The sequence below is a fragment of the Aquamicrobium terrae genome (genome assembly GCF_052978165.1).
Map to the genome: position 1 here is coordinate 1,343,471 of NZ_JBRKLZ010000001.1, position 20,740 is coordinate 1,364,210.

The 20,740-nt window shown below is 65.1% G+C and carries 24 protein-coding genes; 16 read left to right on the forward strand and 8 right to left on the reverse strand.

Going from position 1 to position 20,740, the window contains the following annotated elements; genetic code table 11:
* The first annotated feature begins 8 nt into the window (after window positions 1–8).
* The 4 genes from ACVCNR_RS06715 to hslU all read left to right on the forward strand — a co-directional run bounded on the left by ACVCNR_RS06715 (window position 9) and on the right by hslU (window position 3,690).
* Window positions 9–545 (forward strand): GNAT family N-acetyltransferase, encoded by a 537-nt coding sequence (locus tag ACVCNR_RS06715; protein ID WP_447074185.1) that lies wholly within the window; start codon window positions 9–11, stop codon window positions 543–545.
* Window positions 546–684: 139 nt separating this feature from the next.
* Window positions 685–1,284 (forward strand): DUF2585 domain-containing protein, encoded by a 600-nt coding sequence (locus tag ACVCNR_RS06720; RefSeq protein WP_447074186.1) that lies wholly within the window; start codon window positions 685–687, stop codon window positions 1,282–1,284.
* A complete protein-coding gene (locus ACVCNR_RS06725; protein WP_447074187.1) occupies window positions 1,284–2,348 on the forward strand; it encodes a hypothetical protein in 1,065 nt (354 codons plus the stop codon). Before ACVCNR_RS06720 ends, ACVCNR_RS06725 begins: the two co-directional genes overlap by 1 nt.
* Before the next feature lie 31 nt (window positions 2,349–2,379).
* A complete protein-coding gene (gene hslU / locus ACVCNR_RS06730) occupies window positions 2,380–3,690 on the forward strand; it encodes an ATP-dependent protease ATPase subunit HslU (RefSeq protein ID WP_447074188.1) in 1,311 nt (436 codons plus the stop codon).
* Between the two features lie 98 nt (window positions 3,691–3,788).
* On the opposite strand, the gene ACVCNR_RS06735 is transcribed toward hslU, so the two are convergent.
* The 5 genes from ACVCNR_RS06735 to ACVCNR_RS06755 all read right to left on the reverse strand — a co-directional run bounded on the left by ACVCNR_RS06735 (window position 3,789) and on the right by ACVCNR_RS06755 (window position 6,748).
* Window positions 3,789–4,076, reverse strand: a complete 288-nt coding sequence (locus tag ACVCNR_RS06735) for a DUF1330 domain-containing protein (RefSeq protein ID WP_354199061.1) — start codon at window positions 4,074–4,076, stop codon at window positions 3,789–3,791.
* Window positions 4,077–4,206: 130 nt separating this feature from the next.
* Window positions 4,207–4,908, reverse strand: coding sequence for an orotidine-5'-phosphate decarboxylase (gene pyrF / locus ACVCNR_RS06740; RefSeq protein WP_447074189.1), 702 nt, complete (start codon window positions 4,906–4,908; stop codon window positions 4,207–4,209).
* Window positions 4,905–5,498 (reverse strand): NADPH-dependent FMN reductase, encoded by a 594-nt coding sequence (locus ACVCNR_RS06745; RefSeq protein WP_447074190.1) that lies wholly within the window; start codon window positions 5,496–5,498, stop codon window positions 4,905–4,907. Before ACVCNR_RS06745 ends, pyrF begins: the two co-directional genes overlap by 4 nt.
* A 110-nt stretch (window positions 5,499–5,608) precedes the next feature.
* Complete coding sequence (locus tag ACVCNR_RS06750) at window positions 5,609–6,142, reverse strand: disulfide bond formation protein B (RefSeq protein WP_354199055.1); 534 nt, start codon at window positions 6,140–6,142, stop codon at window positions 5,609–5,611.
* An 18-nt stretch (window positions 6,143–6,160) separates the two neighbouring features.
* Complete coding sequence (locus tag ACVCNR_RS06755; protein WP_354199053.1) at window positions 6,161–6,748, reverse strand: YqaA family protein; 588 nt, start codon at window positions 6,746–6,748, stop codon at window positions 6,161–6,163.
* Window positions 6,749–7,142: 394 nt separating this feature from the next.
* Here ACVCNR_RS06755 and ACVCNR_RS06760 point away from each other — a divergent pair, with 394 nt between their 5' ends.
* From ACVCNR_RS06760 to ACVCNR_RS06780, 5 genes are read left to right on the forward strand one after another with little or no spacing between them, the layout of a single operon-like run.
* Entirely contained in the window at window positions 7,143–8,564 is a 1,422-nt protein-coding gene (locus ACVCNR_RS06760; protein WP_447074191.1) for a tyrosine-type recombinase/integrase, read from the forward strand.
* Entirely contained in the window at window positions 8,557–8,856 is a 300-nt protein-coding gene (locus ACVCNR_RS06765) for a helix-turn-helix domain-containing protein (RefSeq protein WP_018429561.1), read from the forward strand. The genes ACVCNR_RS06760 and ACVCNR_RS06765 overlap by 8 nt, the downstream gene beginning before the upstream one ends.
* A gap of 12 nt (window positions 8,857–8,868) precedes the next feature.
* Window positions 8,869–9,237, forward strand: a complete 369-nt coding sequence (locus tag ACVCNR_RS06770; protein ID WP_018429562.1) for a type II toxin-antitoxin system RelE/ParE family toxin — start codon at window positions 8,869–8,871, stop codon at window positions 9,235–9,237.
* Window position 9,238: 1 nt separating this feature from the next.
* Window positions 9,239–9,607, forward strand: a complete 369-nt coding sequence (gene relB, locus ACVCNR_RS06775; protein WP_018429563.1) for a type II toxin-antitoxin system RelB family anti-toxin — start codon at window positions 9,239–9,241, stop codon at window positions 9,605–9,607.
* A 57-nt stretch (window positions 9,608–9,664) separates the two neighbouring features.
* The gene (locus ACVCNR_RS06780) at window positions 9,665–9,937 is read left to right on the forward strand and encodes a hypothetical protein (protein WP_018429564.1); all 273 of its coding nucleotides are present in this window, start codon (window positions 9,665–9,667) and stop codon (window positions 9,935–9,937) included.
* A 63-nt stretch (window positions 9,938–10,000) separates the two neighbouring features.
* Here ACVCNR_RS06780 and ACVCNR_RS06785 read toward each other — a convergent pair whose 3' ends face one another.
* Window positions 10,001–10,501, reverse strand: coding sequence for a hypothetical protein (locus ACVCNR_RS06785; RefSeq protein WP_018429565.1), 501 nt, complete (start codon window positions 10,499–10,501; stop codon window positions 10,001–10,003).
* A 22-nt stretch (window positions 10,502–10,523) separates the two neighbouring features.
* Window positions 10,524–11,552: an NAD-dependent epimerase/dehydratase family protein gene (locus ACVCNR_RS06790; protein ID WP_026227531.1), complete on the reverse strand. Its 1,029-nt coding sequence runs from the start codon at window positions 11,550–11,552 to the stop codon at window positions 10,524–10,526.
* Window positions 11,553–11,641: 89 nt separating this feature from the next.
* Between ACVCNR_RS06790 and ACVCNR_RS06795 the strand changes: the two genes are divergently transcribed.
* The 5 genes from ACVCNR_RS06795 to ACVCNR_RS06815 all read left to right on the forward strand — a co-directional run bounded on the left by ACVCNR_RS06795 (window position 11,642) and on the right by ACVCNR_RS06815 (window position 17,003).
* Window positions 11,642–12,535 (forward strand): LysR family transcriptional regulator, encoded by an 894-nt coding sequence (locus ACVCNR_RS06795; protein WP_018429567.1) that lies wholly within the window; start codon window positions 11,642–11,644, stop codon window positions 12,533–12,535.
* A 225-nt stretch (window positions 12,536–12,760) separates the two neighbouring features.
* Window positions 12,761–13,954 (forward strand): hypothetical protein, encoded by a 1,194-nt coding sequence (locus ACVCNR_RS06800; RefSeq protein WP_018429568.1) that lies wholly within the window; start codon window positions 12,761–12,763, stop codon window positions 13,952–13,954.
* 175 nt (window positions 13,955–14,129) lie between these two features.
* Entirely contained in the window at window positions 14,130–16,274 is a 2,145-nt protein-coding gene (locus tag ACVCNR_RS06805) for a ParB/RepB/Spo0J family partition protein (RefSeq protein ID WP_018429569.1), read from the forward strand.
* A gap of 97 nt (window positions 16,275–16,371) precedes the next feature.
* Complete coding sequence (locus tag ACVCNR_RS06810) at window positions 16,372–16,773, forward strand: hypothetical protein (RefSeq protein WP_018429570.1); 402 nt, start codon at window positions 16,372–16,374, stop codon at window positions 16,771–16,773.
* Window positions 16,770–17,003, forward strand: coding sequence for a DUF6117 family protein (locus tag ACVCNR_RS06815; protein WP_018429571.1), 234 nt, complete (start codon window positions 16,770–16,772; stop codon window positions 17,001–17,003). The genes ACVCNR_RS06810 and ACVCNR_RS06815 overlap by 4 nt, the downstream gene beginning before the upstream one ends.
* A gap of 3 nt (window positions 17,004–17,006) precedes the next feature.
* On the opposite strand, the gene ACVCNR_RS06820 is transcribed toward ACVCNR_RS06815, so the two are convergent.
* Window positions 17,007–17,363 carry a hypothetical protein gene (locus ACVCNR_RS06820; protein WP_157632790.1) on the reverse strand — a complete coding sequence of 119 codons (357 nt, stop codon included), beginning with the start codon at window positions 17,361–17,363 and terminating at the stop codon, window positions 17,007–17,009.
* Window positions 17,364–17,603: 240 nt separating this feature from the next.
* Between ACVCNR_RS06820 and ACVCNR_RS06825 the strand changes: the two genes are divergently transcribed.
* Window positions 17,604–18,041: an antirestriction protein gene (locus ACVCNR_RS06825; RefSeq protein ID WP_018429573.1), complete on the forward strand. Its 438-nt coding sequence runs from the start codon at window positions 17,604–17,606 to the stop codon at window positions 18,039–18,041.
* 154 nt (window positions 18,042–18,195) lie between these two features.
* A complete protein-coding gene (locus tag ACVCNR_RS06830) occupies window positions 18,196–20,739 on the forward strand; it encodes a strawberry notch-like NTP hydrolase domain-containing protein (RefSeq protein ID WP_447074192.1) in 2,544 nt (847 codons plus the stop codon).
* Window position 20,740: the final 1 nt, after the last annotated feature.

Genomic DNA, 20,740 nt, shown 5'->3' on the forward strand with positions numbered 1-20,740 from the left:
CCGGCCGGATGACAGCGAACGGGACCGGCACCATGGCCATCTCCGATCTCATCGGCCCGCGCGTTTGCCTGCGCCCCTTCTCGGCCGCGGATGCGGACGAGGCCTTTGCGGCGATCACCCCTACCCTGACACGTTTCATGGGCTTCGATCCGCCGCCCTCGCGCGACGCCTTCGATGCCATCTGGCGGGCATGGCTACCCGCCATCGCGGAAGGTAGCGACATTACCTTCTGCATCCGCCACCGGCCCTCTGGCCGGTTCCTGGGGCTTGCCGGGTTGCACCATGCGCAAACCCCGGAACCCGAGCTCGGCATCTGGATCAGCGAACGGGAGCACGGCCACGGATATGGGCGTGAAGCGGTGACGGTCGTGGCGAAATGGGCGACCGCGACCCTCGAGCTTGCCGCTTTCCGCTATCCGGTCGCGGAGCGGAACCTGCCCAGCCGGCGCATTGCCGAGGCGCTTGGCGGACAGGTCGTCGCCCGCGAGACGAAGCCGAAATACGATGCGGTGATCTACCGGATTCCCCCAGCCGGAAGCGAATGACCTTCGCCGGGACCGCACTTCCTGAGGCGTGCGCCGGCACGGACATCCGCACGGCCGGCTGAAACTTTCCCCTTCAAATCGCCGCGCTATGTGTTCTTGTCGGCACAGGCAGGATGATTCGCCGCGAAGGGGACACGACTTGGCTCAACTCACCGCACCGCACGAACGCGCATCCTGGGGGCTGGACTGGAAGGCGGGCGTGCTGGCGGCAGCGCTGCTGGTTGCCGCGCAGGCCGCGATCCTGCGCCTCATGGGCCATATCTGGATCTGCAAATGCGGCTACGTGAAGCTGTGGCACGGCGTGGTGGTCAGCCCGGAGAACTCCCAGCATATTTCCGACTGGTACACCTTCTCGCACGTCATCCACGGCTTCCTGTTCTACCTGCTGTTCTGGGCGCTGTTCCGCCGCTCGACCGTGTGGACGCGGCTGTCCTTCGCCATCCTGCTCGAAGCCGCGTGGGAGATCCTCGAAAACAGCCCGATCATCATCAACCGCTATCGCGAGGCGACCATCTCGCTCGACTATTTCGGCGACAGCATCGTCAACTCGGTCTTCGACACGCTGTTCATGGTGCTGGGCTTCTTCCTCGCCGCCCGCCTGCCCGTCTGGCTCACCGTGGTGCTGGCCATCGCCTTCGAACTGGTCGTCGGCTATCTCATCCGCGACAACCTGACCCTCAACGTGCTGATGCTGGTCTATCCGCTGGAATCGGTGAAGACGTGGCAGGGAGGGCTGTGATGGCGGCCACGATATCGGACAAGACGGCCATCTCCGGCGATACGCTGGAGCGCGCCATCGCCCAGGGTGTGCTGACGCTCCGGCAGGCCGAGATGTTGCGCTATCTGGAGAACACCGCCACCGGCATCCCGGCCACGGCTCCCGCCGACGACGAGAAATTCCGCTTCATCAACGGCTTCGGCGACATCTTCGTCACCATCGGCATTGCCCTCTTCCTCGGCGCACTGTCCTATTTCGCGATGGAATGGGTCGGCGGGACCGGAGCCGGCTTCACCGTGGCGCTGGCAAGCTGGCTGCTGGCCGAATATTTCACGCGCAAGCGCCGCATGGCGCTGCCCAGTATCGTGCTGCTGCTCGTCTATGCAGCCTCGGTCTTCACGGCCACGCTGGTTGTCGCGGCCGATTCCGAGGCCCTCAACTTCGCCACGCTTGAAAAGGAAGGCTGGCCCGTCGTCGCCGCCGGCCTCGTCACCATCGCCGCGACGGCGCTTCACTACTTGCGCTTCCGCATCCCCATCACCTTCGCCGCCGGCGTGGCCGCGCTGGTCGCCAGCGTTCTGGCGCTGGTGGTCAGCGTCGCGCCCGATTTCGCCGAACGGTTCCTCCGGCCTCTGCTGTTCGCCTGCGGCCTTGGCGTCTTCGCGCTTGCCATGCGCTTCGACCTCAGCGATCCGCTGCGCCAGTCACGCCGCACTGACATCGCCTTCTGGCTGCATATGCTGGCGGCACCGCTGGTCGTCCATCCGCTGGTCAGCGGCCTGATCGGAACCGGCGGGCTGACCATGGCCGCGTCGCTGGGCGTGCTGGCGATCTTCGTCGGCCTCGCCCTGGTGGCGGTTCTGGTGGACCGGCGCGCCATTCTGGTCTCCGGCCTTTCCTATGCCGGCATCGCCTTCGGCTCGCTGGTCAGGCAGATCGGCCTCAGCGAAAGCGTGGTGCCGCTGACCCTGCTCGTGCTGGGCGCACTGGTGCTGCTGCTCAGCGCCGGCTGGCATGGGCTGCGCCGCAGGCTGCTGGCCCTGTTGCCGGTTGCCCTTGTACGCAGGCTTCCATCTCATACATAAGCGGCACCCGCCGTTTCATGAGTTATCGATTATGAGCAATTTTTCCCCCCGCGAGATCGTTTCCGAACTCGATCGTTTCATCATCGGCCAGAAGGACGCCAAGCGCGCCGTGGCCATCGCCTTGCGCAACCGCTGGCGGCGCCAGCAGCTTGATGGCCAGATGCGCGAAGAGGTGATGCCGAAGAATATCCTGATGATCGGCCCCACCGGCGTCGGCAAGACCGAGATTTCACGCCGGCTGGCGAAGCTCGCCAATGCGCCCTTCGTCAAGGTCGAGGCCACCAAGTTCACCGAGGTCGGCTATGTCGGCCGCGACGTGGAGCAGATCGTGCGCGATCTGGTCGAGGTCGCCATCGGGCTCACCCGCGAGAAGATGCGCGAGGACGTCAAGGCCCGCGCCCATCTCAACGCCGAGGAGCGCGTGCTTGAGGCGCTGGTCGGCAAGACCGCCTCGCCGGCGACCCGCGATTCCTTCCGCAAGAAACTGCGCGAGGGCGAGCTGGACGACAAGGAGATCGAGGTCGAGGTGGCCGATACCGGCACCGGCGGCATGCCCGGTTTCGAGATCCCCGGCATGCCCGGCGCCAATATCGGTGTTCTCAACATCAACGACATGCTGTCGAAGGCCATGGGCGGCAAGCGCACCAAGCTGCGCAAGACCACCGTCAAGGAATCCTACGACCTGTTGATCGCCGACGAATCCGACAAGCTGCTCGATCAGGACGAGGTGGTGCGCCAGGCCCTGGAATCGGCCGCCAATGACGGCATCGTCTTCCTCGACGAGATCGACAAGATCGCCGCCCGCTCCGACGTTTCCGGCGGCCCTTCGCGCGAAGGCGTGCAGCGCGACCTGCTGCCGCTGGTCGAAGGCACCACGGTGGCGACGAAATACGGGCCGGTGAAGACGGACCATATCCTGTTCATCGCCTCCGGCGCCTTCCACGTCTCCAAGCCGTCCGACCTTTTGCCGGAGCTTCAGGGCCGCCTGCCGATCCGCGTCGAGCTGCGCGCGCTGGAGAAGGAAGACTTCGTGCGCATCCTGACGGAAACCGAAGCCAGCCTCATCAAGCAATATGTGGCGCTGATGGGGACCGAGGGCGTGACGCTGGAGTTCACCGACAACGCCATCGACGCGCTGGCCGGCATCGCCGTGGACCTCAACGGCACGGTCGAGAATATCGGGGCGCGCCGCCTGCAGACGGTGATGGAGCGGGTGCTGGACGATATTTCCTTCGACGCCCCGGACCGCGACGGCACCACCGTCACCATCGACGCGGACTATGTGCAGAAGCATGTCGGCGACCTGTCCCGGAACACCGATCTGTCGCGCTTTATCCTGTAGGCGCGACGAGCTTTACCCAACCGACGAAAAGGAAAATGCCGCAGGCCGGAGCGTCCCGCCTGCGGCATCTTCTTTTGATAAGCTTGGAAGCCGCCTGATCAGGCGCCCTCCACCAGCACGATCTCGCCATCGGCCACCTGCTGACGGATCGCAGCCGCGACCTGATATTCGGGCGAGTGATAGCAATCATGCGCGATGGCCAGCGACTCGAACTCGATGATGACGTTTCGGGCCCGCCCCGGTCCTTCGGCCACTTCATATTCGCCGCCACGGGCGAGGAACTTCGCCCCGAACCGCTCGAAGGCCACCTTGGCGGCGGCAACATAGTCCTTGTAGCGCTCGGGATCGCGAATATCGACCCGTGCGATCCAGTATCCCTTGGCCATGACGGTCCTCCTGATGAAATCCGGGGTTAAAGCATGTCGCCCGAAAGTGGGAACCGGTTTCGGGATAACGACATGCGTAAAAACAACAACTTAAAGCGTAAGGAGCGAATCCGGAAGATCGCGACGCGCTTTAGGCGGCGCGCATATCCTCGAGGATCGCCAGCGCCGCCGCGCGCCTGTCCTGTGCGCCGACGATCGGGCGGGCCACGACCAGATGGCTGGAACCGTTGCTGATGGCCTGGCGCGGCGTGACGACCCGCTTCTGGTCGCCATGATCGGCTCCGGCGGGGCGGATGCCGGGCGTCACCACGGCCATGGCCGGCCCGACGATGCGGCGCACGGCCTCCGTTTCATTGGCGGAGCAGACGATGCCGCCCATGCCCGCTTGCAGCGCCTGTTCGGCGCGCCGCAGCACCAGCGTATGCGGATCGAGTTCATAGCCTGCCTCGATCACGTCCTGCTCGTCCATCGAGGTCAGCACGGTGACGCCGAGCAGGCACAGATCGCTGCCACGCGCCGCCTCGACCGCCGCCCGCATGGCCTTGGGATAGGCATGCAGCGTCAGCATGGAGACGCCCATGCGCACGATGTTCTCCACGCCCTTGGCGATGGTGTTGTCGATGTCGAGCAGCTTCATGTCGAGGAACACGTTTATCCCCGAGTCGGCGAGTTCGCGGGCGAAATCCAGACCGCCGGCAAAGGCGAGCTGGTAGCCGATCTTGTAGAAGGAGACGACGCCCTCCAGATCGCGCACCACCCGCCCGGCCTCGGCCATCGTGGGCACGTCGAGGCCCACGATCAGGCGGTCCTTCATCTCGCGGGCTTCGATCATCTTTGCATCCCTGCTGTAAGTGCACTCTGTTCGATGAGAGCGCTCGCCACGCGCTCCATCGTCTGCTGGAGGCGTTCGTCGCGGAAGTCGCCCTTGTCGTCGAAGGCCTCGCCGCCGCGGGGCACCGAACATTCCGGCATGGTCACCTCCATCTGGCAGCGCTGCAATATGGCGCGCAGATGGTTGATGGCGCGGATGCCCGCGAACTGGCCTTCCGACGAAGAACAGATCGCGACGACCTTGCCCGTCAGGGGCTTGAGCGCCTTGTCGCCGTCCCGGCGCACACGGCTCAGCCAGTCGATGGTGTTCTTGAGCAGCGGCGGCACGGAGCCGTTGTATTCCGGCGTGGCGATCAGCACCCCGTCATGGCTGGCGAACAGCCGCGCCAGCTTCATGGCGCTCTCGGGAATGCCCTCTTCCTTTTCGAGGTCCTGGTCGTAGATGGGCAACGGATAATCGAGCAGCGAGATGCGCGTCACCTCCGCCCCTTGGAGGGCAAGCGCCTTTTGCGCCGCGTCTGCCGTCTTGCCGCTAAAGGCTCCGCTGCGCACCGATCCTGCAAAGACGAGTATGCGTGGCGTGGCTGGCATGGATCTCCCCGGTTGTCGGGGAAGCTATAGAACATGGAGCCGGAAAGTGGAATTCGGTTTGTGGGCGAATCCGGCGCCCGAACACGCGGACAGGGACGGCACCCGCCCCATCACCTGCCCTGCGCGGAAGCTCCCCGGAAAGCCCCCCAGAAGGCGATGGCGGCAAGCCCGAGGCTGGCAATCGCATTCCAGCCGGCCATGGACAGGCCGAATATGCGCAGCGCCGCCTCGTCACAGGAGGGCGGCACGAACTGGTCGAGCGCATCGAGAACGCCCCTGCCGCCGGTGTCGACGGGAGCGGCGATGTTCACGCAGTCTGTCGGCCCCGGCCACCAGCGCCATTCGACGCCGGAATGATAGACGCCGAGATAGAGCCCGTAGGCCATCAGCAGCCCGCCTGCGGCGAGCAGCGTCCGCACGATCCAAGCCGGCAGCTTCAGGAACGCCGCCAGCGCCGCCAGAAGCATCAGCGGCACGCCGACATAATAGGGAATGCGCTGCTCGTAGCAGAGCTTGCAGGGAATGTAGCCGCCTATGTACTGGAAGCCGAGCGCGGTGCCGACGGTGGCCGCCATGGCGAAGGCAAGGAAGAGAGCCGTGTAAAGCGGCCGGCGTTGCCCGGCGGAAATGGCGGTATCGGTCATGGAGTGCATTCCTGACGGTCAGTGCGCATATCTGACCAGCACGTAAAGCAGAATTAGGGCAGCCGCACCGGCCGCCGCGATGGTGCCCAGCCGCTTTTCGATGAACTCGCGGATCGGCTCGCCATAGCGCCTCAGCAGCCAGGCAAGAAAGAAGAACCGCGCCCCGCGCGCCACGATGGCGAGCACGATGAACAGCAGGAGGTTGACGCCGATGACGCCCGACAGGATCGTCACCACCTTGATCGGCGGCAGGTGGGCGAGGCCGGAGGTGATCAGCATCAGGATGATGAAGCCGATGCCGGACGACAGGCGCAGCGCCTCGAACTGCTCGTATTTGCCGTAGAATTCCAGGACCGGCCTCGCCAGCGCCTCATAGGCATAGTGGCCGAGGAACCAGCCGGCGATGCCGCCGAGCACCGACGCCACGGTCGCGACCAGCGCATAGCGATAGGCCCGGTCCGGCCGCGACAGCGCCATCGGCAGGTAGAGCACATCGGCCGGCACCAGGAATACGGAGCTTTCCACGAAGGCGATGAAGGCCAGCCACCATTCGGCCGATTTCCTTGCCGCGAGCGACAGGGTCCAGTCGTAGAGTCCGCGAAGCATGAAGGCCCTCGAATTGCGCGCCGCATGCATAAGAAGAAAAACGCGGCCACACAATGGCCGCCGATCACGATCACTTGATGCGGCAGGTCGATTCCCGCCGAACGGCAACGGCGAACAGCGCGCCGTCAAGGCCGCGCGACCCGGTTCGAAACCGTGGAGATGATGGTGCCCCATGCCGGACTCGAACCAGCACTCCTCTCGGAAACGCATTTTGAGAGACCCCAGATGCCCTATCCTTTGTGTATCCGGGGGTATCCGTTTTCCCGATAACCGACTGTCAGCACTAGCTTTTTTCGGATATCGAGTCACCCATACCTAACCGGATGTACGCCACGGTTGGCTTTCTAGGTGCACCTATGTTGCACCTGAAAACCGACCTCATCGGAGGTTAGGAATGCCCAAAATCAAACTCACCAAGACCGCTGTCGACGCCGCAAGCCCGCAGGAGCGCGATTACGAACTCCGGGATACGACGATACCCGGGTTCCTTGTCAAGGTCACGCCCGCCGGCCGCAAGATCTTCATGGTGGCCTATGTCGCCCACAATGGACAGCGCCGAAAGCCCGCTATCGGCCGCTACGGTGAGATCACCGTCGAGCAGGCCCGAGGGATCGCCCAGGACTGGTTGGCCGAAGTCCGCCGCGGCGTCGATCCCAGCGCCGAGCGAGCTACGGCTCGTCAGGCGCCCACGGTCAAAGAACTCTTCGACCGCTTCATCACCGACTACTCGGAGAGCCGCAACAAGCCGTCCACCGTCCATTCGAACCGTGGCTACGGCAAGCGCTACATCATCCCGGTGCTCGGCCAACTGAAGGTGCCCGACGTCACCCGCGCCGACATCTCGAACCTGATGAAGAAGATGTCGACGAAGCCGACGAATGCGAACCGCGTCCTGGCGGCCGTGCGGAAGATGTTCAACATGGCCGAGGTCTGGGGCATGCGCCCCGACGGGTCGAACCCTTGCCGCCAAGTCCCGAAGTTCCCGGAACGGGGAAAGACCCGGCTGATCACCGACAGCGAGATGAAGAAGCTCTTCGCGTATCTTGCGCGTGCCGAGGCGGAGGGGCTTGAGCATCCCTTCATTCTGCTGGCCATTCGGCTCCAGTTCGAATTCGCGGCGCGCATGTCGGAGATCCTCCAGCTCGAATGGTCGTGGGTCGATTATGACAACCGGCGCGTGGTCTGGCCCGACAGCAAGACCGGTGGCATGTCCAAGCCCATGAGCGCCGAAGCGCAGCGGCTCTTCGAGACCGCACCGCTCCTTGAAGAATCGCCTTTCGTCTGCCCGTCCGTCTTCGACCCCAACCTGCCGATGTCGAAGCACACCTATTATCAGGGCTGGCGCCGCATCCTTGAGCGTGCCGGGCTCCCGCATATCGGAACGCATGGCATCCGGCATCGCTCGGCGACCGACATCGCCAACTCCGGCATACCCGTGAAGGTCGGCATGGCGCTCACCGCCCACAAGACGGTGACGATGTTCATGAAGTACGTGCACACCGAGGACGACCCGGTTCGCGCTGCGGCGGAAGCGGTGAACCAGCGACGGCAGGCTTTGCTTGGCGGTCACTTGGCGAGCCCGCCTTCCACCCCTGCGCCGGCTCAGGTTGTGGAAGTGCCTTCGGTGGCGCCAGAGATCGAGGTCATCGAGCCGGTGCTGACCGCGACTGGCAAACCTCTCGGCTATGAGGACGGCCAGTACGATTCGCGCACCAAGCTCGGAAACTATCGGCCGTTCCGACATCGCTCCGGGGAGAACCGCGCCGTCCCTCCTGGCACCAAGCGCGACGAGCCAAAGGAGGCGAACCATGCGTGACGCCAACCAGCAGCGTCGGTGGCCAACGGCCGACATCCTGCGTCGCGCCAGGTTCGTCGATGACGCCGGACCGATCCGCTTCGTCGATACCGAGGCGGCTGCCCGCTACCTCGCCCTCGAAGCGCATACGCTGGAATGCTACCGCTCGCTGGGTGGCGGGCCAATCTTCCATAAGTTCGGGAAATGGGTCCGCTACGCGGTCGACGATCTCGATGCCTGGGCTGAAAGTTGCCGTCGCGTGACCACGGCGTCGCCGGCCGCGCCGCGCATCCTTCCCATTGACTTCGCATAGCCTGGAGGCTATATGACTTGGGAAGTCAGATTGCATTCGGCCTTTGAGGACGAGGTTCTGGCCTTCGAGCGAGACGTCCGTATCGCGCTGGTCGCCGCCACCAAGCTGCTCGCCGATTTCGGCCCGCAGCTTGGCCGACCCCACGCAGACACGCTCAAGGGGTCCAGACACGCCAATATGAAGGAGCTGCGGTTCGAGGCGGCCGATGGCGAATGGCGAGCAGCCTTCGCCTTCGACCCTGAGAGAAACGCGATCGTGCTCGTGGCCGGCGACAAGTCGGGCGGAAGCCAGAAGCGCTTCTACAGGAGCCTGATCGCAAAAGCGGATTTACGGTTTTCCGACCATCTGGAAAACCTGAAATCCGCAAAGAAGGGAAAGTGAGATGGCACGGAGCCTGAACGAATTCATCGCTGAACTCCCCGCGGATGAGCAGGCGGAGATCGAGGCGCGCTATCAGATCCTCAAGCAGGAAGTCGAAGGCCTGCGCGAGCTGCGCCAGATCGCCGGCAAGGCCCAGGCCGACATCGCGACGGCGCTGAACATCAAGCAGCCTTCAGTTTCGAAGATCGAGAAGCAGGCGGACATGTACCTCTCCACCCTTCGCAGCTATGTCGAGGCGATCGGTGGAAAGCTGGAACTGATCGTGAAGCTGCCGACCCGCCCGGCATTCACACTCCAGAACCTCGGCGATGTGGTTGAGCCGACTGGTAAGTCCGGCGTTGCCCGGCGCAAAGCTGTTGCCTCGCGGTAAGGCCATGTCGTCGATCAGTCCTTCCCTGGTGCCGGCAGACGTCCAGCGGATCGCGCTATGACAGTCGGTATCTCGCATGACCTCGACACCGGGAGGGTGGTCCTGGTCGTTCGGGCCGATCGGGCGATCTACGATTTTGCACCGGATCGGGCTCGCATGATCGCTGCCGAATTGCGCGCGGCAGCTCAGGCAGGCGGCGCGGTCCTCATTGTGGCCACGGCGGACGATGGCCGACAAGTAAGGCTGGGTGGCGACGCGACGGCCGCCCTCGGCATGGCTGAGGATATCGAGCGGAATGCCGATTTCGGCGATGCCATTAAAGACCTTTAGCCCGCCATGACGCGTGACCCAGAAAGCGTCGGAAAGCCTGGGCAATCCGCCAACTGGCTGAAGTCAGCTACGTGAAACGTGCGCGACCTTTGTGGCCGGCATATCTGCAATCGTGGCATAGGCAACCAACGGCACGATGATTAGGCTGGACACGATGGTGATGATCACCTTGCTGCCGATTGCAGTGACCTGCGTGAGCAGCCCATCGCCAAGCCAAGGCAGAACCAGCGCCAGCGGCAGGGCAAACATCGCGGCGCACAAGCTGGCTGCGGCGATCGCGCGGACAACCAGATTGCGCGGCAGCAAGGTCGCCAGCGGAGGAGCGCGAAGCCCCGCGTCGCGCATCATCCGCCCGTCCGCAAGCGCCTTCCTGATGAACGGTGTGCCCAGCAGCACCGACAGCAGGCCGATCCAGATCGGCGTCATGGCAAGGTCCGCACCGATGAGGTCAAGAGGCAGCACCGGCTCTGCGCGCCAAAGATAGGCGGTATAGGCCGCGTTGCAGAGGGCATTGAACGCCGCGACGCCAAGCGCCTGCGCAATCAGATAGGTCTTCCAGGTCATCTCTGTCTCCTTTCAGTGAGTGTCAGGCGAAGGCAAAGCCAGCGCCCTGGTGCGGGCGGTCAAGGCAGCCCATGTCGCCCAGAGTCGCCGCGATGGAATGGTCGAGGGGCGTATGCGGCTCTGTGCCGAGCAGGTCCACGAGACGTCCGTTATCCAGGCGCATCGGATGCTTCCAGACCGGCTCGATCTCCAGTGCTTCCTTTGGGAACCCGCCAAAGGGGGCCGCAAGACGCATCATCCACCATGGGAATGCGCGCTCGGGCACGTTCTTGCCGACGACCCGGCGGACCGCGTCGCGCATCTGCGTGCCTGTCGCATCCCAGTGACCGGCGAACTGAACCGTTTCGTGAGGCCGCAACCGCTCGGGGATCGACAGCAGTCCGGCAAAGGCCGCCGCAAGATCGGGCAGATAGGCGTAGGCATGCGGAACGCCGGGCGCCATGCTGATGAACTTCCGCACCGGCTGCCCCGGCTTCACCATCGCCTGTGCAAACCAGCTTGCTCGTGCCGCCGGCCCGAAAAAGTCTCCCGCCCTTACTATGAGCGACGGAACTTCCGGCGCGGCCTGCACCAGCGTGCGTTCGAGCGCGATGCGGGTCTCGCCCTTCTTTGTACGCGCATTCTGCTGCGTGTTGTCGTCGATCACGGGCGTGCGCGCCGGGTCATAATTATAGACCGTACCGGGCAGGACGATGCGGGCGCCACCCGCCGCGCGGGCGGCCGCCAGCGTGTTGTCGATCATCGGCAGCACGAGCGATGACCAGTTTCGATAGCCCGGCGGATTGACCGCATGCACGATGGCTGAGACGCCGTCCTGCATGGTGGCGGCACGCACGACAGCGGCTTCATCCATGACGTCGCCCGCCACGAATTGTGGCGCCGGGCAATCATGACGCCAGCCGGACGTCGCCGCTTCGATGTCGCGGCATAGGGCGCGAACCTGCCATCCATCCCGGATGAGCTGGGTAGTGATCGCACCCCCAATGCCGCCTGTGGCGCCTAGCACAAGGGCAGTCCTGCGGACCCCGTTTGCTGAAACAGTGTGAACCATGAGTGATCTCCTTTTCGATGGAGAGAGCTTCGGCCAGAACTGATCACAAGGAAATTGCCAGCTTTTGGCTATCAGCCTATAAGAATTTTATGAGCAAGAACGTGGGATGGGATGATCAGCGCGCCTTCTTGGCGGTGATGGAGACGGGCAGCCTGTCGGCCGGGGCGCGCCGGCTGGGGCTGTCGCAGCCGACGGTGCGCGCGCGCATCGAGGGGCTGGAAGCTGCGCTGGGCACGGCGTTGTTCACACGGTCAGTGCATGGACTGGTGCCCACGCCGACAGCCGAGGCGATGGCTGCGCCCGCCCGTGCCATGGCACATGCATCGGAGGCCATGCTGCGCGCGGCGTCCGCCGATTCAGCGGCGGCCGCGGGTCGGGTCCGGCTCAGCGTCTCCGAATTCGTGGGACAGGAAGTCCTGCCTCCCATGCTTCGCAGCCTGCGCGACAAGCATCCGCAGCTCACGGTCGAATTCGAACTCAGCAATGCCAGCGCCGACCTGCTCGACCAGCAGGTGGATGTCGCTGTGCGGATGCACCCGCCCGAGCAATCCGCCCTCGTGGTGAAAAAGGTGCCTTCGATCCCACTCGGCCTGTTCGCTCACCGCGATTATCTTGAAACCTATGGCCGCCCCGCTTCGAGAGCCGAGATTGGCGATCATCTGTTTATCGGGCCCGACCGCAACCGAGGCGATCTCGCCGTTGCGGCACGGATCGGAGATCCCGCGCACATCCGCTGGATCGCCCGGACGGACAGTCATCCCGCGCAGCTTGCGCTCGCGCGCGCCGGCCTTGGCATCGCCGTCGCTCAGATACCGACGGCTGCGCGTTATCCCGAACTGCAACGCGTTCTGTCCGACATTGAGCTTCCACAATTGCCGACCTGGATCGTGACGCATGAGAATCTGCGCCGCTTGCCGCGTGTCGGGGCGCTGTTCGACCATCTGGTGGACGCGTTCGAGGTCTATGGCGGCCGCGTCTCATAATCGCCATAGACGAACCGCTGGTGTGCCCAATCGCCAAACTTGCAGTTAAGCTTGGCCTCGGAGGGGAAAGCCTTCCCCTGCGTCCAAAGCCAACGGTCTCGGCCGACCCCTTCTGCGGGGCGGCTGCCCCGCAACGCCCCGCTGAGAGTGAGAGAGTGGATCGGTTTTCCGTGACGGGTTGAGGGTTGGAGAAGAGTCTCCGACGCCCGTCATGGAGATTGGTCCATGAACATGCAGGTTCTCGACGCCCGCCGTGACTTGAACGGCGGCTACAAGGTCGATGTCAGCCGAGGGGAGCGGATCGGCCGCGTCTCGTCGGAATGGTTTTCTCGCCCCGCCGATGAGCGCTACCTGTCCCTGACCGAGCTGGGCCGTGCGGTTAGCGATCGCGCCGAACGCAGCCGGACGCGCGTGGTAGAGAGCGCACTCGTCCATGTAGAGGCTAACCGCGACGACCCGGAGCGGCTGGCGCTCATCCTCCCGGGCACCGACACTCCCATCGCGCCGACGCACTGGTCGTTCGGCCAACTCGCCAGCCTGGTCGGAGCGCCCGCCGCCTATTTGCGGCAGCTCCCCGCCGCCCTCGCTGGCATCAACCTGCAATACGGCCTGACCTCCAATCGGGCCGAGCAGATCAAGACGCTCGAAACCGACAACGGCCGCGTCGAGCTTCGCGCCGTCACCGGCCCGGACTACGGCCGGATCTTCGACCACGAGCTGGTCGAGGCCGTGCAGCGCATCGCCGGCAACGGCACGGGCGACACCCGCTGGAAGGTCCCGGGCGTGCTCGACTGGTCGACCGGCATCTACAATCCCCGCGTCGACATCACCAAGGACACGACGACGCTCTACGCCTCCGATCGCGACGTCTTCCTGTTCCTGGTCGACGACCTGAATCCGATCGAGGCCGGCCGACTGCCGGACGGATCGCCCGACCTCTATTTCCGGGGCTTCTATTGCTGGAATTCCGAGGTCGGCGCCAAGACGCTCGGAATGGCGAGTTTCTATCTCCGGGCGGTCTGCCAGAACCGCAATTTGTGGGGCGTGGAGGATTTCGAGGAAATCACCATCCGCCACTCCAAATATGCCGCCAATCGCTTTGCGCACGAGGCGGCCCCGGCGCTGCTGAACTTCGCGAACTCCTCGCCCCTGCCGTTCGTCAACGGCATCAAGGCGGCCCGCGAGCGGATCGTCGCCAGGACGGACGAAGACCGCACTGACTTCCTGCGTCGGCGCGGCTTCTCCAAGGCCGAGACCGGCAAGATCATCGACAGGGTGCTGGCGGAGGAAGGCCGCCCTCCGGAGTCCATCTTCGACTTCGTGCAGGGCATCACCGCCGTCGCGCGCGACAAGCCGCATCAGGACGCCCGCCTCGACATGGAGGGCAAGGCCAAGAAGCTACTCGATCGAGCTGCCTGATTTCCGCGAAACCGGGGATGCGGTTTTCCGCGTCTCCGGCTTTGCGCTTCCGTGCCTTTCTGGTTTGCCGGTCCGTGGCGCTGCCCCCTTTAGAGGAAGAGGGCGGCGCTTCGCTTCGTGACGGGTTGGAGGTTGAGAGAGAGTCTCTCGGCCGCCCGTCGCGGAGTAAATCCCGATGGCTACTGCCGTTCAGAAGATCATCCTGTCGTCCTCGCGCGACATCCCCTTCAACAAGCTGGTGCTCAGCCAGTCCAACGTCCGGCGAGTGAAGGCCGGCGTTTCGATCGAGGACCTGGCAGCCTCGATCACTCGTCGCGGCCTGATCCAGAGTCTCAGCGTCTTTCCAGTCGTTGACGCCGAAGGCAACGAGACCGGCATGTTCGAGGTGCCCGCTGGCGGTCGCCGCTTCCGCGCGCTCGAACTGCTGGTGAAGCAGAAGCGTCTCGCCAAGGTCGCGCCCGTGCCCTGCGTGGTCCGCGATCGCGACGACGCCATCCTCCCCGAGGAGGTGTCGCTGGCGGAGAACATCGAGCGCGCGCCGCTCCATCCCCTCGATCAGTTCCGCGCCTTCCACGACATGCTGACCAAAGGCATGACCGAAGAAGAGATTGCGGCGGCGTTCTTCGTGCCCGTCAACGTGGTCAAGCAGCGGCTGCGCCTCGCAACGGTCTCGCCCGTCCTCCACGACGTCTATGCCGACGATGGCATGACGCTGGAGCAGCTCATGGCCTTCACGGTCTCCGAAGACCACCAACGTCAGGTGCAGGTCTGGGACGCGATCAAGGACGCCTGGTCGAAGGAGCCCTACCAGATCCGGCGCATGCTGACCGAGACCACGGTGCGCGCGTCAGACAAGCGTGCCGTCTTCCTCGGCATCGACACCTATGAGGCGGCTGGCGGCATCGTCATGCGCGATCTTTTCCAGGCCGATGATGGCGGTTGGCTGCAGGACGTCGGGCTTCTCGATCGACTCGTCGCCGAGAAGCTGAAGGCCGAGGCCGAGGTGATCGCCACTGAAGGCTGGAAGTGGATCGAGGTCGCGGTCAGCTTCCCCTACGACGCGGTGCGCGGCCTGCACGAGGTCCCCGGCACGCCGCTCGATCTATCGGCCGAGGAACAGGCGACCATCGAGGCGCTCACCGCCGAGCAGACCAGGCTCGAAGCCGAATATCAGGACGCCGACGAACTGCCCGATGAGATCGACGAGCGTATGGGCGAGATCGAGACGGCTCTGGCCGCGTTCGACGATCGCCCCGAGCACTTCGACCCGGCCGACATCGCCATCGCCGGCGTCTTCGTCAGCATCGACGCCGACGGATCGCTTTCGGTCGATCGCGGCTTCGTTCGGCCCGAGGATGTGCCTCAGGTCCGGACCGATGGCGAGGAGGGCTCGGAGACGGACACCGAATCCGCCGGCACCGCGAGCCCCTCGGTGCAGCGCGCCGTCATCACCATCGGGGGCCAGCCAGTCGACCCCGAAGAGGATGATGACGACGACGGGATCAAGCCGCTGCCCGAACGTCTCGTCGTCGAGCTGACCGCCTACCGCACCCTCGCGCTGCGCAATGCCGTCGCGGACAACCCGCACATCGCCATGACGGCGCTTCTCCACAAGCTGGTCTCGGACAACTTCATGACCCGCATGTACACGGGCGCCATGGAGGCGGGGATGAAGCATATCTTCTTCCCCGTTCAGGACGAGACGCTGAAGGACAGCCCCTCCGCGCGAGCCGTGCAGGAGCGTCACGACGCCTGGGCCGCCGACATCCCGAAGGACGACGACGCCCTCTGGGACTGGCTCGCCGCGCTTGACGATGCCAGCCGCATGGCTCTGCTGGCGCACTGCGTCAGCTATGGGGTCAACGCGCTCTATGAGCGGCCGAACCCGCACAGCGCGGGCGGCGTGTCGCAGCATACGCTCGACATGAGGCTCGCGCAGGCCGACCGGCTGACGCGCGCGACCGGCCTCGACATCGTCGAAGCCGGCTGGCGCCCGACCTTCGGCAACTACCTCAACCGTGTCACCAAGCCGCGCATCCTAGAAGCCGTCCGCGAAGGCGCCGGCGAACGGGCGGCCGAGCTTATCGCCCATCTGAAAAAGGGCGACATGGCCAAGGAGGCCGAGCGTCTCCTGGCCGACAGCGGTTGGGTGCCTGAGCCGCTTCGGGTTGCCGACGTTGACGGCGATCCGGCATCGGACGCGGACGGAGGCGAAGAAGCCGAGGGGGCCGAATTGCCTGACTTTCTCAGCACCGACGATGACTCGGAACCGCAGGCCGATAGCGAGGACGACGAACGTCGCCTCGTCGCCGCCGAATGAGCGGCTCGCGGGGCGGCTTCGGCCGCTCCGCAACTTCCAATCCCATCCGCTCAGAGCCCGGCCCAGCGCCGGGCTCTTTTCGTTTCAGGAGCCTGATATGGCCGAACATCTCACCCGCTTCTCCTGCCTGCTCGACGTCGGCTCAGTCGCCAATGTCGCGCAGGCGTTCGACATCTACACCGCGCTGATGGCCGAGAACGGTCGCGAAGACCCGCCCGCCGAGCCGTTCCTGCTCTCGCTGACGCCCGAGCATGGCGCGACACGCCTCTGGCTTCGCGACCCAGGCACCGCCGATCCGCAATTACTGATAACCTTCGTCACCCGCTGCGCCGAGACGTTCGCGCTCACCGGCACCTGGGGGTTTCAGTGGGCCGGCATTGCCTCGGACCCTGTCATCGATGGCTTCTCCGGCGGTGCCCATCTGCTCGACCTCTCAACTGGCCGCACGATCCAATGGATCAGCACCGGCCGCTGGCTCGCTGAGGGAGGTGCGCGATGATTCCCGATCACGCGCGCGCCAACTTCCAGACCCTGCTTCGCGCAGCGGAAAGCGGCGACCTGGCGCTGATGGAATGCACGGACGCCGCGACCGGCGAGCCGCGCTATGTCATCTGTGCCGTCGGCCGTGACGGCGGCGACTATATGTTCACGCCGTTCGGCCATCTGGCGGACGGCAATCCCTATGACGCTTACCTTCCGCCCGACACGGGCGATGAAACGGCTGTCTGAACTCTACCAGACGGCCACTTCCCATTGACCGTTGACGCGCGCGAAGCCGACCGGACGGTTCTGGGGCGTGGCGTTCGCCCGGGTCGTATCCATCGTGAGCTGCGTCATGCACGTCACGCCGGGTCCGACACCGCCCGGCGAACAATCACCAAGCTTGAGTGTCGCATTTGCCAGCGACGTCCCCGTGAAGAGGCGATGGCGGCGGACGGCCGCGATGGCCTCTTCTTCTGTCGGCTGCGCCACGCCCGCGACCGCGGCGGATGCGCCACCGGGCGCGATCACCGGGCGGAGCGCGAATCCCGCCCCAAAGCCCACTACGAGGCATCCTGCGGCCACCATGCCGATCACACTACCCTTCATCACCGTCTCCCTCCGGGGCCTCGCTAGGTCGGGCGGACATGCGTCCCCGATCGCCGAGGCCGCGTTTCGCCATGTGCTGGATGAAGGAATGTAGCGCCGCGCATCCCACCTCGGAAGTCCGCGCGATCAATCGGTCATGCCGCGCGCCAGAGTGAGAGGACGGCCGGGACGGGTTCGAGCCGGTCCGGTCGAGAGAGAGCGCCGCCGGCTCGTCCCGATCCGCTCTCCGGAGAAATCCTCATGCCCGACATTATAAACACCACCGACGGTTCCCCAGCGCGCGCTGTCACCCTCGTACCGGAGGCTCGCCGGATGGGCTTCCTGCCGCTGCTCTTCGGCCGCCAGCATGTCCTTGTGGCGGAGATGACCGTCTATCACCTGATGGAGCGCCTCAGCCCGCTCGATTATCGCGGCGGTCTCTGGGACTTCTATGAGCGCGACGGGAGGCCCCTATACCTCGCGCCGACCTCGAAGCCCCGCTTTCAGATCGTCTGCGATACCAACGGCTATGAGGGCGAGGTATCGGCCGACGCCGCCGGCATCATCGCGACGCTTTTCGCCTTCTCCCATCTCTCCTTCAAGTATCCGGTCGACGCGATGTCGGAAGGATATGGCCGCCTTTACGACCACGCCGCGGACCATCCGGAATCCGCGGAGATCTTCCAGGCGATCGACTGAAATCGGCTGCTTCCCTCAGCGCCCGGCCTCACGGTTGGGCGCTTTTTTTATGTCGGCGGATCAGAGGAAGAGGACGGCCGGGACGGGTCGAGTCCGGGCGGTCGAGAGAGAGCGCCGCCGGGCTTGTCCCTTCCGCTCTCCCGAGGTTCCTCCCATGAACATTTTGTCTCCCGTGGCCCTTCCGGCCGCGCCCGTCACCCGTGCGTCCCCGATCCTCGCGGTGGCGCAACAGCTTCTCGATTATCTCGAACGCGGCCAGCGCATCGACGCCGCGATCCTCCGTGCAGCGATGGAAGAAGCCTTCGGCGCATCCGACACCAGCGGCGCCTGGGACTGGAAGGCCGCCTATGAGGCCTGCGAGGTCGCGACAGTCCTCTTCCTGCGCAAATACGGAAAGGCGCTTTTCCGCAAAGCCGCATCTCCGGCTGCACGTCTCTCCGCTCTTGGGAAGATCGCCGGGCTCCTGCCGACGCATACGCGGCGTTCGGAAGAATCGCAGGCGCTTCAGCAGTTCTCGACGCCGGCGCCGCTCGGTCTCGCCGCCGTGGCGGCCGCCTCCATAACTGCTGGCGACATTGTCTTGGAGCCCTCGGCTGGCACCGGCCTGCTCGCCATCCTGGCCGAGATATCCGGCGGAACGCTCCTCCTCAACGAACTGGCCGAGACCCGAGCCGATCTGCTCGCTGCGCTGTTTCCGGCCGTTGCCGTCACGCGCTTCGACGCCGCCCAGATCAACGATCATCTCACGCCGGGCGCTGTCCCCTCCGTCGTGCTCATGAACCCGCCATTCTCGGCCATGGCAAACGTCTCCGGCCGCGTTGCCGACGCCGCCTATCGCCATGTCGCTTCAGCACTGGCACGGCTCGCCGAAGGCGGGCGGCTGGTGGCGATCACCGGCGCCAACTTCGGCCCCGACCTTCCAGCGTGGCGCGAGGCCTTCGCCCGGCTTCAGGAGCGTGGCCGCGTCGTCTTCACCGCGGCCGTGGACGGCTCGGTCTATGCCAAGCATGGCACGACCATCGACACCCGTCTGACCGTGATCGACAAGATCCCGGCCGCCAATCCGGGCGCTTTCCCGGGATCGCCCGGCATCGCGCCCGACGTCGACACGCTGCTCGGCTGGATCGAAACGCAGGTTCCCCCGCGTCCGACCGCAACCCTCCCGCCAGTGACAACCTCGGCGTCCGCCGCCACGCCCAGGACCGTTCGCGGATACCTCGCTCGCACCACCGCTGCACGTCCCGCCACGCCCGCGTCCATCGAGCCCGAAGGGATCGAACTCGCCTATGAGACCGTGGACTGGACGCCCGCCGAAGAAGGCCGGATCACCGACGCGATCTATGAAGAATACGGATTGCAGGCGATCCGCATTCCCGGTGCTCAGGCCCATCCGACCAAGCTGGTCCAATCCGTGGCGATGGCCTCGGTCCCGCCGCCCAAACCGAGCTACCGGCCTCGGCTGCCCGCCAACGTCCTCACAGACGGCCTTCTCTCCGACGCGCAGCTCGAAACCGTCATCTACGCCGGCGAGGCGCACTCCGACTTCCTCGCGGGATCATGGACGCTCGACGAAACCTTCGACGTCGTCTCGGCCGCGCCCGACGATGCGCCGAACGCCGTGCGCTTCCGCCGGGGCTTCATGCTCGGCGACGGCACCGGCGCCGGCAAGGGTCGCCAGTCGGCCGGCATCATCCTCGACAACTGGATGCAGGGCCGCCGCAAGGCGGTGTGGATCTCCAAATCCGACAAGCTGCTGGAGGATGCCCAGCGCGACTGGTCGGCCCTCGGCATGGAGCGCCTGCTGGTCACGCCGCTGTCGCGCTTCCCGCAGGGCAAGGACATCACGCTCTCGGAAGCCGTCCTATTCACCACCTATGCCACGCTACGGTCCGACGACCGGGGCGAAAAGCTTTCCCGCGTCAAGCAGATCGTCGAATGGTTGGGCTCCGACTTCGATGGAGTGATCATCTTCGACGAGAGCCACGCCATGCAGAACGCCGCTGGTGGAAAAGGCGAACGCGGCGACGTCGCCGCCTCGCAGCAGGGCCGTGCGGGCCTCCGGCTCCAGCACGCCCTGCCGAATGCGCGCGTCGTCTATGTCTCGGCGACCGGCGCGACCACCGTCCACAATCTCGCCTATGCCCAGCGCCTCGGTCTCTGGGGCGGCGAGGACTTCCCGTTCTCTACCCGCGCCGAATTCGTCGAGGCGATCGAGGATGGCGGCGTCGCGGCGATGGAAGTGCTGGCCCGCGACCTGCGCTCGCTCGGTCTCTACACGGCCCGCTCACTGTCCTATGACGGCGTCGAATACGAACTGGTCGAGCACCAGCTCACCCCCGAGCAGACCGGCATCTACGACGCCTATGCCGGCGCCTTCGCCGTCATTCATAACAATCTCGATGCGGCGATGCAGGCCGCCAACATCACTGGCGACGGCGGCACGTTGAACCGCCAGGCCAAATCCGCCGCCCGCTCGGCCTTCGAATCCGCCAAGCAGCGCTTCTTCGGCCATCTGCTGACCTCGATGAAGACGCCCACCCTGATCCGCTCGATCGAGCAGGACCTAGTCGACGGCCATGCCGCCGTGATCCAGATCGTGTCGACCGGCGAAGCCCTGATGGAGCGCCGTCTCGCGGAGATCCCCACCGAGGAATGGAACGACGTCCGGGTGGACATCACCCCGCGCGAGTATGTGTAAT